The organism is Nocardioides sp. CCNWLW216, assembly GCF_037120545.1.
Classification (GTDB): Bacteria; Actinomycetota; Actinomycetes; order Propionibacteriales; family Nocardioidaceae; genus Nocardioides; species Nocardioides lianchengensis.
Map to the genome: position 1 here is coordinate 197,377 of NZ_JBBBBJ010000003.1, position 12,679 is coordinate 210,055.

Genomic DNA, 12,679 nt, shown 5'->3' on the forward strand with positions numbered 1-12,679 from the left:
TGTGGCCTACGCCAGGGCGCGCACCACCGCCGACGGGCTCGGCCGGCCGAGCTCCCCGGCCAGCCAGGTGCTGGTCGCCACCAGGGCCCCCAGGTCGACGCCGTGCTCGATGCCGAGACCGGTGAGCATCCACACCAGGTCCTCGGTGGCCAGGTTGCCGGTGGCGCTCTTCGCGTACGGGCAGCCGCCCAGCCCGCCGGCGCTCGCGTCGAAGGTGGTGATCCCCGCGCGCAGCGCCGCGTGGGTGTTGGTGAGCGCCTGGCCGTAGGTGTCGTGGAAGTGCATCGCCAGCCGCCCCTCGTCGACCCCGGCGTCACGGAAGGCCTGCACGAGGGCCGTCACCTGACCGGCCGTCCCGACCCCGATGGTGTCGCCCAGGCTGAGCTGGCTCGCGCCGAGGTCCAGCAGCCGCCGGCCCACGTCGACCACCTGCTGCGGGTCGACCGGACCCTCCCACGGGTCGCCGAAGCACATGCTGACGTAGGCCCGCACGTCCATCCCGGCGTCGCGGGCCCGCCGTACGGTCGGCTCGAACATGGCCAGCTGGGTCTCGAGGGTGCGGTTGAGGTTCTTCTGGGCGAACGTCTCGGTCGCCGAGCCGAAGATCGCGACGTGCTGGAGGCCGAGGGCCAGGGCCCGGTCCAGGCCGCGCTCGTTGGGCACCAGCACCGGGTGCCTCCGGCCGGCCTCCCCCAGGATCGTCATCAGCTCCTCGGCGTCGGCGAGCTGGGGCACCCAGCGCGGGTGCACGAAGCTGGTCGCCTCCACCACCGGCAGCCCGGCCGCCACCAGCCGCTGCACCAGCTCGGCCTTGACCGCCACCGGCACCAGCGCCTGCTCGTTCTGCAGCCCGTCCCGCGGCCCGACCTCGTAGATCGTCACCCGCTCCGGCAGTCCCGGCTCCGGCACGACCATGGGCAGGCCGGGGGTCATCGGGGGGCTCCGGGGGTCGGCGCGGCCGGTCTCACGACGCGGCCTCCGGTTCCACGTGGAACAACCGGGCGCCGAGGGCGACCTGCCGGCCGACGGCGGCGTCGACGCTCGCGACCGTGCCGGCGAAGGGCGCGCGGAGGGTGAGCTCCATCTTCATGGCCTCCAGGATGCCGAGCGGGTCGCCCGCGGCGACGACGTCCCCGACCGCGACGCCCACCGCCAGGACGGTGCCGGGCATGGGGGCGGTGACGGAGCCGTCGCCGGCGGCGGGGCCGTGGTCGGCGAGCGGGTCGGGGCGCTCGAAGGCGAAGCGCTGACCGAGGTACGACGCCTCCGCGGTCCCGTCGGCCTGCACGTTCACCACCATCGAGACCTCGTCCCCGGCCACCGACAGGGTCAGCACGTGGTCGGCGGCGGAGATCTGTCGGACCGGGACGCCGTCGACGGTGCCGGCGCCGCGGTCGACCAGCACCTCCCGGTCCAGCGGTACGACGGTCGCGGCGGCCGGTCCGCCGAGCCGGAACCCGTCGGGCTGGAACGGGTGCCCGGCGTCGCCGTACGCCGTCAGCATCGCGCTGGCCCAGGCGACGAAGGCCCGCGGCAGGTCGGCGTCGGGCTCGGGGACGGTGTGCCGGTCGAGCCAGGCGGTGTCGATCGTCGCGTCGCGGAACGCGTCGGAGGCGGCCAGCGCGCGCAGGAAGCCGGTGTTGGTGGTCAGGCCGAGGATCGCGGTCCGGTCGAGCGCGTCGACCAGGGCGGCCCGGGCCGCCTCGCGGTCGGGACCGTGGACGACGACCTTGCCGAGCATCGGGTCGTACGACGTGCTGACGACCTGCTCGGACGCCAGGTCGTGGTCGACCCGGACGCCCTCCGGCCAGCGCACGATCGAGGTGGTGCCGGCCTGGGGCAGGAACCCTCCGAAGGCGTCCTCGGCGTAGATCCGGGCCTCGATCGCGTGTCCGTCGCAGCGCACGTCGTCCTGGGTGAGTCCGAGTGACTCACCTGCGGCCACGCGCAGCTGCAGCTCGACCAGGTCGAGGCCGGTGATCGCCTCGGTGACCGGGTGCTCGACCTGCAGCCGCGTGTTCATCTCGAGGAAGTACGCCGCCCCCGTCGCCTCGTCGACCAGGAACTCGACGGTGCCGGCGCCGACGTACCCGACCTCGCGGGCCAGGGCCACCGCGGACGAGAGCACCAGGGCGCGGACCTCGGAGGAGATGGTCGGGGCCGGCGCCTCCTCGAGGACCTTCTGGTGCCGCCGCTGGGTCGAGCAGTCCCGCTCGTGCAGGTGCAGCACGGTGCCGTGGGCGTCGGCCATGACCTGGACCTCGACGTGGCGACCGCGCTCGACGTACGTCTCGACGAGCATGGTGTCGTCGCCGAAGGCGGCCAGCGCCTCCCGCTTGGCTGCCGCGACGGCCTCGTCCAGCTCGGCGGCCGAGCGGACCACGCGCATGCCCTTGCCGCCGCCACCGGCGGCGGCCTTGACCAGGACGGGAAATCTCGATACGCCCGCTCGTTCCTCGCGGGCTACTCGATCACCGAAAGCCCCGGCGTCGGTGGGGACGACGGGCACCCCCGCCGCGACGGCGACCTCGCGGGCGACGTCCTTGCGGGCCATCGCCTCCATCGCCGACGGCGGCGGCCCGACCCAGGCCAGTCCGGCGTCGATCACGGCCCGGGCGAAGCCGGCGTTCTCGGACAGGAAGCCGTAGCCGGGGTGCACGGCGTCGGCTCCGGCGGCCAGCGCCTGCGCGACCTGTGCCTCGACGTCGAGGTAGTCGCCCGTCGCGACCGTCGAGGCGATGCCCAGACGCGCGCAGGTGCGGGCGATGCGGACCGCGATCTCGCCGCGGTTGGCGATGAACACCGACTTCACGAAAGCACCTCCAGCGGCAGGGTCGGGGTCCCCGTGGCGTTGTTCACGGAGGAGCGAAGCGGGGGAGTGAAGAACGTCATGGGTGGGCTTACATCCTGAAGACGCCGTAGGAGGCGGTCGGCACCGGCGCGTGGGCCGCGGCCGCGAGGCCCATGCCGAGCACCCGGCGGGTGTCGGCGGGGTCGATGATCCCGTCGTCCCAGAGCCGCGCGGTCGCGTAGTAAGGCGAGCCCTGTGTCTCGTACTGCTCCCGGATCGGGGCCTCGAAGTCCTCGTCGTCGGGGCGCCCGGCGACGGTGGCCAGCACCGAGGCCGCCTGCTCCCCGCCCATCACCGAGATCCGGGCGTTCGGCCAGGTCCAGAGGAACCGCGGGTCGTAGGCCCGCCCGCACATGCCGTAGTTGCCGGCGCCGAACGAGCCGCCGATGACCACGGTGAGCTTGGGGACGACCGAGCAGGCGACCGCGGTGACCAGCTTGGCGCCGTCGCGGGCGATGCCGCCGTTCTCGTACTCCCGGCCGACCATGAAGCCGGAGATGTTCTGCAGGAAGACCAGCGGGATGCCGCGCTGGTTGCACAGCTCGATGAAGTGCGCGCCCTTGAGCGCCGACTCGCTGAACAGGATCCCGTTGTTGGCGACGATCCCGACCGGGTGACCCCAGACGTGGGCGAAGCCGGTCACCAGCGTCTCGCCGTACAGCTTCTTGAACTCCTGGAAGCGCGAGCCGTCGACGATGCGGCGGATCACCTCGCGGACGTCGTACGGCGTGCGCACCTCGGCGGGCACCACGTCGTAGATCGACGCCGGGTCCTCCAGCGGCTCCTCGACCGGGCGCACCTCCCAGGGCGGCGCGGGCGTCGGGCGCAGGGTGTCGACGATGCCGCGGACGATGGCCAGCGCATGCGCGTCGTCGTCGGCCAGGTGGTCGACGACGCCGGACCTGGTCGCGTGCACCAGGCCGCCGCCGAGCTCCTCGGCGGTGACCACCTCGCCGGTCGCGGCCTTCACCAGCGGCGGGCCGCCGAGGAAGATCGTGCCCTGGTCGCGGACGATCACGGTCTCGTCGGACATGGCCGGGACGTAGGCGCCGCCGGCGGTGCACGAGCCCATCACCGAGGCGATCTGCGGGATGCCGCGGGCCGACATCTGGGCCTGGTTGAAGAAGATCCGGCCGAAGTGCTCGCGGTCGGGGAAGACCTCGTCCTGCATCGGCAGGAACGCGCCGCCGGAGTCGACGAGCGCGATGCACGGCAGGTGGTTCTCGGCGGCGACCGCCTGGGCGCGCAGGTGCTTCTTGACCGTCAGCGGGTAGTAGGTGCCGCCCTTCACCGTCGCGTCGTTGGCGATCACCACGACCTCGCGGCCGTGGACCCGGCCGATCCCGGTCACGATGCTCGCCGCGGCCACGCCCCCGCCGTACATGTCGTAGGCGGCGAGGGGCGAGAGCTCCAGGAACGGGCTGCCGGGATCGAGCAGCCGGTCGACCCGGTCGCGCACCAGCAGCTTGCCCCGGTCGGTGTGCTTGGTCCGGGCCGCCTCGCTGCCGCCCTGCCGGGCCACCGCCAGCCGCTCGCGCAGCTCCTCGACCAGCTCCCTCATGTTCGCCACGACGCCAGGTTAGCGATCATTAACCAACCACGCCAGGACAGAGGCCGCCGGGGCGCGAGGCCAGCCAGGTCCGGCCGCCGTGCAGCGAGCGCACCGCCTTCCTCCCCTGCGCGTCGTCGAACCAGAACATCGCCCAGAGCGCCGGGGTGCGGGTCCGGCGCAGGGTGTCGGTGACCACCCGCGGGTCCCACGAGCCATCGCTGTGCTGCGGCCCGACCTCGGTCAGGGCCATCCGCGGCACCCGGGCGGCCACGGCGGCGTAGCTGGAGAGGTCGAGCACCGCCGGACGGCCGTCGGCGGTGTCGTCGTAGCTGTCGGTGCCGCCGAGGTCGACCCGCGCGGGCACCAGCGCGACCGGGTCGTGCACGCCGCTCCAGGTCCGGGGCGCGGCGGCGTACGCCCAGAGCAGGTTGTGGACGCCGCGCGCGGCGGCGCGCTGCTGGAGCCGGGTGAAGAGGGCGCGGTACTCGGCCGGGTCGGGGTGCCCCCACCAGAACCAGCCGCCGCCCGCCTCGTGCAGCGGCCGGACGACGACCGGTACGCCGGCCGCCCCCAGCTGGGCGAGGGTGCCGAGGTGCTGGTCCCAGGTGGCCCAGAAGGCGTCGTACGCCGCCGCGTCGCCGCCGCTCCGGCGGGTGAGGAGCGCGCCGAGGTCGGCGCCGCTCCGGTCGTTCCAGTCGCCGCCGGTCCACGGGTTGCGCGCATGCCAGGAGGCCGTGAGCACGTGGCCGGCCCGGGCCAGGTCGACCAGCCGGTCGAGCCGCTCGGCCTTGCCGAGCGCGAGGGCGTCGGCCAGCTCGGTGAGGTCGAACCCGACCACCCGGAACCGGGCCGGGGCGACGTCGAGCAGGTCCGCCCAGGCGTCGTTGCTGATGTTGACCTGCTGACCGAGGGCGGTCCGACCGGCGCAGCGCCAGTCGTCGAGGGTGCGGACCAGCGCGACGGCGGCGGCGTCCGCGGCCGGGTCGACCGGACCGGGTCCGCGGCGGCAGGCGACCGCGCCGACCCGGACCCGGACCCGGATCACCGGCGAGCCGGTGGCCCGACGGCCCCGGGCGGCGGGCACCCGGACCCGGAGGCGGAGCGGGCCCGCGGCGCTGGGCATCACGCTCAGACGGTAGCGCCCGCGGCGGTCCGTGCGGTCGGTCGCGACCCGGACCCAGCGCTTCCCGACCAGGCGCTGGAGCAGCACCGGACGACGGGCGGCGGGCCGGACCCGGCCGGTCACGACGACCCGCTGACCGACCCGCGGGCTCGGGGTCTCCACCCGGTGGCTCACCGTTGACCGCGGCAAGCGCGGCAGCTCCCCGCCGGCGGCCGGGACCGGGACGAGGACCCCGGCGGCCACCAGCACCGCGACCGCGATCCTGAGCACGTGACCACGGTATCCACCGGCAGCGCCGATAGCCTGACCCCATGACGAGCGCCGCCGGGACCCCCACCCGGCGCGAGCAGATCCTCGCCACCGCGGCCGAGCTCTTCGCCGCCCGCGGCTTCCACGGCGTCTCGGTCGCCGACCTCGGCGCGGCCTGCGGCATCTCCGGGCCGGCGCTCTACAAGCACTTCGCGTCCAAGGACGCCGTGCTCGCGGCGATGCTGGTCTCGATCAGCGAGGAGCTGCTCGCCGGCGGGCAGGAGCGGGTCGCGGACGCCTCGACGCCGGCCACCGCCGTCCGGGCGCTGGTGGAGTGGCACACCGACTTCGCCCTGAACCACCGCGCGCTGATCGTCGTCCACAACCGCGACTGGGAGTCGCTGCCCGACGACGCCCGCGAGCAGGTCCGCACCCTCCAGCGCACCTACGTCGACCTCTGGGCCGAGCAGCTGCGCCGGGTCTCGCCCGACCTCGGGCTCGACCGGGCCCGAGCCACGGCGCACGCGGCCTTCGGGCTGATCAACTCCACCCCGCACAGCCGACTGCTGCCCGACGAGCCGATGCACGAGCTGCTGGTGCGGATGGCGCTGGGCGCGCTCGGGGTCCGCTGATGCGGACCCGACTGGTCGCCCTGCTCCTCGCGGTCGTCCTCGGGGCCGGCGGCGGCGCGGCAGCGGCGCTGCTGGGAGACGACGGCGGTGGGGACGGCGGCGCGACGTCGTACGCCGACCCGCTCGGGCTCGGCATCCCGAAGGTCGACCTCGGCTGCACCGGCGAGCCGGTGATGGTCGTCGGCTTCGGCGACAACGCCGCCGCGCTGCGCAACGAGGTCGTGAACACCCCGCACGAGGACCTCCGCTACCTGGAGACCAGCCGCTCGTGCGCCACCCGCTGGACCCCGTCCTCGACCGACGACACCTTCGACTGGGTGGTCTACCGGCCCGGTGACGCCACCGACCTGTGCCTGGACCGGCTGAAGAAGTCGATCCACCGGCGCGACAACGTGACCTTCCTGGTCGACGGCATCGACGAGCGGGCGATGTGCCTGTGCGAGGTCCCCGCGACAGAGGCGCCGGTCCTGCAGAAGCGCACTCCAGCGGCGGTCGCCCCCCGCAACGAGGTCTGGATCGGCGAGCTGCAGGACATGCTCATCACCATCGACGCCGAGCTGCGCCCGGACGCGGAGGTCCGGCTGACCGGGAGGAACCGGGTGCGGGGCAAGTACGGCGAGGTGATGGCGGCCCGGATCTCCGCCGCCCAGCAGGAGTCCCGGCTGCTGGAGACCGGGATCCTCGACGCCGCGACCTGGAACCGGATCACGGCCGCCGGCTGCCCGCTCTACGACTACCGCTGAGCGGTCACAGCAGGTGGTCGAGCCGGCTGTCCGGGTCGGTCATCAGCTCCAGCAGCCGGGCCGCGCGCAGCGCCGCGTCGAGCGCGGACTCGAGGTCGGCGTCCTGCGCGGCGGGGGCGGCCTGCTCCCGCTCGTGCAGGCGGGCCAGCAGGTCGTCGCGGGCCAGGCCGCGCAGGTGCAGCAGCACGAACGGATCGGCCTCGACCAGCCAGGCCAGCTGGTAGAGCACGGCCAGCGCGTGCCGGCACGGGTCGGCCCAGGCGTCGCAGGTGCAGGCCGAACCGAGTTCCCCGCCGTACGGGAGCAGCTCGACGCCGGCCTCGTCGGCGTGCTCGACCAGCAGGTGGGGCAGCTCGCCGGACATCAGCGCGGCGATGCGGCCCGCCTCCGCCGCGACCACCTCGACCAGGGCGGTGCGGCCGTCGGCGTCGAGCACGGGCAGCACGCCGGCCACCGTGAAGACGCCGTCCTCGTCCTCGACGGCCGCGTAGTAGCCGCCCTCCTCCACGGTGACCTGCCCGACCCGACCGCTGCGCGCCAGCCGGCGCGCGCCGGCCAGGTCCTCCTGGGCGTACGCCGCCTCCTCCACCGCGCGCACCCAGGCCTTGCCCCACCAGGTGGTCGCGCGCGCCGCGCCCCGTCGTACGGCGAACCGCGGGTGGAGGACCCTGCTCATCGGGGCGCCATCAGCTCGGCCTGAGCGTGACCAGGTCGCGGAGCTCGTCGTTGCTCAACTCGGTCAGCGCCGCCTCGCCGCGGCCGAGCACGGCGTCGGCGAGCGCGCGCTTGCGCGTCAGCAGCTCGGCGACCTTCTCCTCGATCGTGCCGCGGGTGATCATCCGGTGCACCTGGACCGGCTTGGTCTGGCCGATCCGGTAGGCCCGGTCGGTGGCCTGGTCCTCGACGGCCGGGTTCCACCAGCGGTCGACGTGGACGACGTGGTCGGCCCGGGTGAGGTTGAGGCCGGTGCCGCCGGCCTTCAGCGACAGCAGGAACACCGGGGTCTCGCCGGCCTGGAAGGCGCGCACCATCGCGTCGCGCTGCCGCACCGGGACGCCGCCGTGCAGGAACTGGTGGGGGACGCCGGTGCGGGCCAGGTGGCTCTCCAGCAGGTGGCCCATCGCGACGTACTGGGTGAAGACCAGCACCGCGCCGTCCTCCGAGAGCGCGGTCGCCAGCAGCTCGTCGAGGAGGTCGAGCTTCTCGCTGCGCCCCGTGAGCCGCGCGGCTCCGGACTGCTTCAGGAAGTGGGCCGGGTGGTTGCAGATCTGCTTCAGGCCGGTCAGCAGCATCAGCACCAGGCCACGCCGGGCGTCCTCGTCGGCCCGCTCGATCCGCTCCATGGTGTCGCGCACGAACGCCTCGTAGAGGACGGTCTGCTCGCGGGTCAGCCGCAGCGGGTGGTCGGTCTCGGTCTTGGGTGGCAGCTCCGGAGCGATCCCGGGGTCGGACTTGCGGCGGCGCAGCAGGAACGGGCCGACCAGCTCGGCGAACTGCTTCGCCTTGGTCGGCTCGAGCCCGGACTCGATCGGCGCGGCCCAGACCTTGCGGAAGGCGTTGCGGCTGCCGAGCAGGCCCGGCGTCGCCCAGTCGAGGATGGCCCAGAGCTCGGTCAGGTCGTTCTCGACCGGGGTGCCGGTCAGGGCGACCCGGCCCACGCTCGGCACGGCCCGCAGCGCGCGGGCGGTCGAGGAGCGCGGGTTCTTGACGTGCTGGGCCTCGTCGGCGACGACCAGGTCCCACGGGACCGCGGCCAGCTCCTCGGCCGAGACCCGCATCGTCCCGTACGTCGTCAGCACGAAGCCCGGCCCGCCGCCGCTCAGCAGGTCGCTCTCGCCGAGTCCCTCGAGCGAGCGCTGCCCGCCGTGGAAGCGGCGTACGGCGGTGCCGGGCGCGAACCGTTCGATCTCGGCCTCCCAGTTGCCGAGCAGGCTGGCCGGGCAGACGACCAGCGTCGGTCCGGTCGCGCCCTCGGCCACCCGGTGCAGGTGCAGCGCGATCAGGGTGATCGTCTTGCCGAGCCCCATGTCGTCGGCGAGACAGGCGCCGAGGCCGAGGTCGGTCATCTCGGCCAGCCAGGTCAGGCCCTGGCGCTGGTAGTCGCGCAGCGTGGCCCGCAGCGCCTCCGGCACCGGGACCGGCTCGCGGGTGGCGGCCGCGGCCAGCCGCTCGCGGACCTTCAGCAGGGTGGCACCGACGATCACCTCGGTGGCGACCGCCTCCCCGCCCGGGGTCGGGACCAGGGCGGTGCCGGTGAGGGTCGCGGCCACCGCCTCGCCGGCGGTGATGCGGCGCAGCAGCCGCTTGCGGGCGCGGCGCGCGACGGCCGGGTCGATGACCGTCCAGCTGCCGCGCAGCTTGAGCAGCGGGGACGCCGACTGCGCGAGCTGCTCCATCTCCTCGTCGGTCAGCGGGTCGCCGTGCAGCGCGACCTGCCAGTTGAACGCGAACATCTCGCCGGCGCCGAAGAGCCCGGTCTGCAGCGGCTCCTCGCGGGGCCCGTCCGACGGCGACGGCGCACGGTCGAGCACGGCGCGGGTGGTGAGGTCGCGGCCGAGCGAGCGCGGCCAGAGCACGTCGACGCCGCGGTCGCGCAGCGCGGCGACCCCGTCCTCGAGCAGGCTCGCGATCTCGGCCCCGTCCAGGGTGATCTGGTCGGGCACCCGCAGCTCGAGCATCCGGTCGAGCACCGGCCAGGCCTCGGCCGCCGCGCGCAGCGCGATGGTCGCGTGGGTGCGCGCCCGATCGCCGAAGCCGTGGCTCGCGTCCGGCCCCGACTCGGCCCACAGCACCGCCGCGTCGCTGACGTGGAGCGGGTCCTGCTCGTCGTGGACCTGCAGGACCAGGCGTACGGCGCCGCCGACCAGCTCCTCCTCGTCCGCCTCGACCCGCAGCGAGACCGCGACCAGCTGCGGCCGGCGGTCGGGCGGCTCCTCGCGGTGCTGCTCGATGCGGCGCTGGAGGCGGGCCCGGAAATCGGGGGCCGGCTCGGGCGTGGCCGGCCCGGGGGCGGTGCGCGGGACCGCGTCCACGACGGCGGCGAGCACGTCGCGCACCAGCGCCGACGCGGCGGCCGGGTCGAGCCCGACCGCGCCGCGACCGCCGGCCAGCAGGCTGACCCGCTCGCGGTCGTCGGCGTCCAGCGGCGCGACCCGCCAGCTCGGGACGGACGTCGGAGCGGGCTCCAGCTTGCCGGCGGCGACCAGCCGCAGGCCGAGCAGCGCGGCCCCCGCCAGCAGGGCCACGCTGGGGTGGGTGTCGTCGCGCGCCTGCGCCTTGGTGAGGATCGGCAGCGCCGCGCGGATGGGCAGCACGACCGAGCGCCGGTCGTCGCTGAACTCCACCGTCCCCTCCCGCGGCGGCTCGGCGGGACGGAACGTCGCCGGGCCGGTGGTCGGGACGAAGCTCACGCGCAGACGCTAGCCGGGGCGTCCGACACTAGGGTCAGGAGCATGAGCATCCTCGACGCCCCGATCGCGCGCCTCGACGGCACCGCCACCACCCTCGGCGAGATCACCGGCGGCAAGCCCGCCCTGCTCGTCAACGTGGCCAGCAAGTGCGGCCTGACCCCGCAGTACACCGGTCTGGAGCAGCTCCACGAGGAGTACGCCGGCGCCGGGTTCACGGTGGTCGGCCTGCCGTGCAACCAGTTCCTGGGCCAGGAGCCCGGGAGCGCGGAGGAGATCGCCGAGTTCTGCTCCGCGACGTACGGCGTGAGCTTCCCGATGACCGAGAAGATCGAGGTCAACGGCGACGACCGGCACCCGATCTACCAGGGCCTGGTCGACACCCCGAACGAGCAGGGCGAGGCCGGCGACGTGACCTGGAACTTCGAGAAGTTCCTGGTCGCCGGCGACGGCACGGTGGTGGCCCGCTTCAGCCCGGGCGTCGTTCCCGAGGACCCGGCCCTGGTCGACGCGGTGAAGGCGATCACCGCCTGACCGGCCGGGCGTGAGCGAGCCCACACGCCCGGGCGACGAAAGTCGGATGCCGTCGGTTGAGACCGGCTCTTAGCCTGGGCCAGTGACCAGTGCTCCCGAGACCAGCGCCCCGCCGCCCGCCCCCGGCTCGTCCGACAAGCTCGACCGCGACGTCCTGCTGGTCGCCGGGGTCGTCGTGGTCGGCGCGATCATGTCGATCCTCGACATCACGGTCGTCTCGGTCGCGCTGCGCACCTTCGAGGACGTCTTCGACGCGACCACCGCGCAGGTCGCCTGGACGATGACGGCCTACACGCTCGCCCTGGCGAGCGTGATCCCGCTGACCGGGTGGGCGTCCGACCGGTTCGGCACCAAGCGGCTCTACCTCACCGCCGTGGTGCTGTTCACCGCCGGCTCGGTGCTGTGCGCGGTGGCGACCTCGCTGGAGATGCTGGTCGCCTTCCGCGTCGTGCAGGGCTTCGGCGGCGGCATGCTGGTGCCGCTCGGCATGACGATCCTGACCCGCGCCGCCGGCCCCGACCGGATCGGCCGGGTGATGGCCGTGATGGGCATCCCGATGCTGCTCGGCCCGATCGCCGGCCCGATCCTCGGCGGTGCGCTGATCGACAACGCCTCCTGGCACTGGATCTTCCTGATCAACCTGCCGATCGGTCTGGTCGCGCTGGTCTACGCCTGGACGGTGCTCCCGGCCGACGCCCCGACCCCGTCGGAGTCCTTCGACTGGCTCGGCATGGTGCTGCTCTCCCCCGGCCTCGCCCTCTTCCTGTACGGCGTCTCCTCGATCCCCGAGACCGGCACCGTCTGGGCCGCCAAGGTCCTGCTCCCGGCGCTCATCGGCGCGGTCCTGATCGCGGCCTTCGTCCCCTGGGCCCTCAACCGCCGCAACGAGCACCCGCTGGTCGACCTGCGCCTGTTCGCCAACCGCACCCTCACCTTCGCGGTGATCGGCATGACGCTGTTCGCGATCGCATTCTTCGGCGCCAGCCTGCTGTTCCCGCAGTACTACCAGGGCGTGCGCGGCGAGTCCGCCATGATGGCCGGCCTGCTGCTGGCCCCGCAGGGCGTCGGCGCGATGCTCACCATGCCGCTCGCCGGCGTGCTGAGCGACAGGATCGGGCCCGGCAAGATCGTGATGGCCGGCGTCGCCACGATCACCGTCGGCCTGGGCCTCTACGCCACGCTGGACGACACGACGTCGTACTGGTTCCTCGGGCTGGCGCTCTTCGTCCAGGGCCTCGGCATGGGTGCCACCATGATGCCGATCATGTCGGCCGCGCTGCAGACCCTGCGCGAGCACACCATCGCTCGCGGCTCGACGCTGATGAACATCATCCAGCAGGTCGCCGCCTCGATCGGCACCGCGATCTTCTCGGTGCTGCTCACCAACGGCGTCAAGAACGACATCGGCGCCACCGACCCCGTCGGCGACCTGGCCGGCGTCTTCAGCGGCGTCTTCTGGGTCGGCACCGTGATGGTCGCGCTGGTGCTGATCCCGGCGTACTTCCTGCCCCGCAAGAGGGCCGAGCAGTCCGTCGACCCGACCGTCCTCGTCGGTCACTAACCGCCGAGTCAGCAGTTGTTGCGGGCC

Annotated in this window: 10 protein-coding genes; 4 read left to right on the plus strand and 6 right to left on the minus strand. The window is 74.0% G+C overall.

The window, feature by feature from the left end; all coding sequences use genetic code 11:
- Positions 1 to 6: 6 nt before the first annotated feature.
- From V7S47_RS08605 to V7S47_RS08620, 4 genes are all read right to left on the minus strand, one after another.
- The gene (locus V7S47_RS08605) at positions 7 to 933 is read right to left on the minus strand and encodes a hydroxymethylglutaryl-CoA lyase (protein ID WP_336561182.1); all 927 of its coding nucleotides are present in this window, start codon (positions 931 to 933) and stop codon (positions 7 to 9) included.
- Between the two features lie 31 nt (positions 934 to 964).
- Positions 965 to 2,812 carry an ATP-binding protein gene (locus tag V7S47_RS08610; protein ID WP_336561183.1) on the minus strand — a complete coding sequence of 616 codons (1,848 nt, stop codon included), beginning with the start codon at positions 2,810 to 2,812 and terminating at the stop codon, positions 965 to 967.
- A gap of 88 nt (positions 2,813 to 2,900) precedes the next feature.
- Positions 2,901 to 4,412 (minus strand): carboxyl transferase domain-containing protein, encoded by a 1,512-nt coding sequence (locus tag V7S47_RS08615; protein WP_336561455.1) that lies wholly within the window; start codon positions 4,410 to 4,412, stop codon positions 2,901 to 2,903.
- Positions 4,413 to 4,440: 28 nt separating this feature from the next.
- The gene (locus V7S47_RS08620) at positions 4,441 to 5,796 is read right to left on the minus strand and encodes a glycosyl hydrolase (RefSeq protein ID WP_336561184.1); all 1,356 of its coding nucleotides are present in this window, start codon (positions 5,794 to 5,796) and stop codon (positions 4,441 to 4,443) included.
- Positions 5,797 to 5,837: 41 nt separating this feature from the next.
- On the opposite strand from V7S47_RS08620, the gene V7S47_RS08625 reads away from it, so the two are divergent.
- Together V7S47_RS08625 and V7S47_RS08630 are read left to right on the plus strand one after the other, a co-directional pair.
- Positions 5,838 to 6,407, plus strand: coding sequence for an SACE_7040 family transcriptional regulator (locus tag V7S47_RS08625; protein WP_336561185.1), 570 nt, complete (start codon positions 5,838 to 5,840; stop codon positions 6,405 to 6,407).
- Entirely contained in the window at positions 6,407 to 7,150 is a 744-nt protein-coding gene (locus V7S47_RS08630; RefSeq protein ID WP_336561186.1) for a peptidoglycan-binding domain-containing protein, read from the plus strand. The genes V7S47_RS08625 and V7S47_RS08630 overlap by 1 nt, the downstream gene beginning before the upstream one ends.
- Before the next feature lie 4 nt (positions 7,151 to 7,154).
- Here the strand turns inward: V7S47_RS08630 and V7S47_RS08635 are convergent, their stop codons facing one another.
- Positions 7,155 to 7,826 carry an SWIM zinc finger family protein gene (locus V7S47_RS08635; protein ID WP_336561187.1) on the minus strand — a complete coding sequence of 224 codons (672 nt, stop codon included), beginning with the start codon at positions 7,824 to 7,826 and terminating at the stop codon, positions 7,155 to 7,157.
- A 10-nt stretch (positions 7,827 to 7,836) separates the two neighbouring features.
- Entirely contained in the window at positions 7,837 to 10,560 is a 2,724-nt protein-coding gene (locus V7S47_RS08640) for a DEAD/DEAH box helicase (RefSeq protein ID WP_336561188.1), read from the minus strand.
- Positions 10,561 to 10,602: 42 nt separating this feature from the next.
- Between V7S47_RS08640 and V7S47_RS08645 the strand changes: the two genes are divergently transcribed.
- On the plus strand, positions 10,603 to 11,091 hold the full coding sequence (locus V7S47_RS08645; protein ID WP_336561190.1) for a glutathione peroxidase: 489 nt from the start codon (positions 10,603 to 10,605) through the stop codon (positions 11,089 to 11,091).
- Positions 11,092 to 11,173: 82 nt separating this feature from the next.
- Positions 11,174 to 12,652, plus strand: coding sequence for a DHA2 family efflux MFS transporter permease subunit (locus V7S47_RS08650; RefSeq protein WP_336561191.1), 1,479 nt, complete (start codon positions 11,174 to 11,176; stop codon positions 12,650 to 12,652).
- The last annotated feature ends 27 nt before the right edge of the window (positions 12,653 to 12,679 follow it).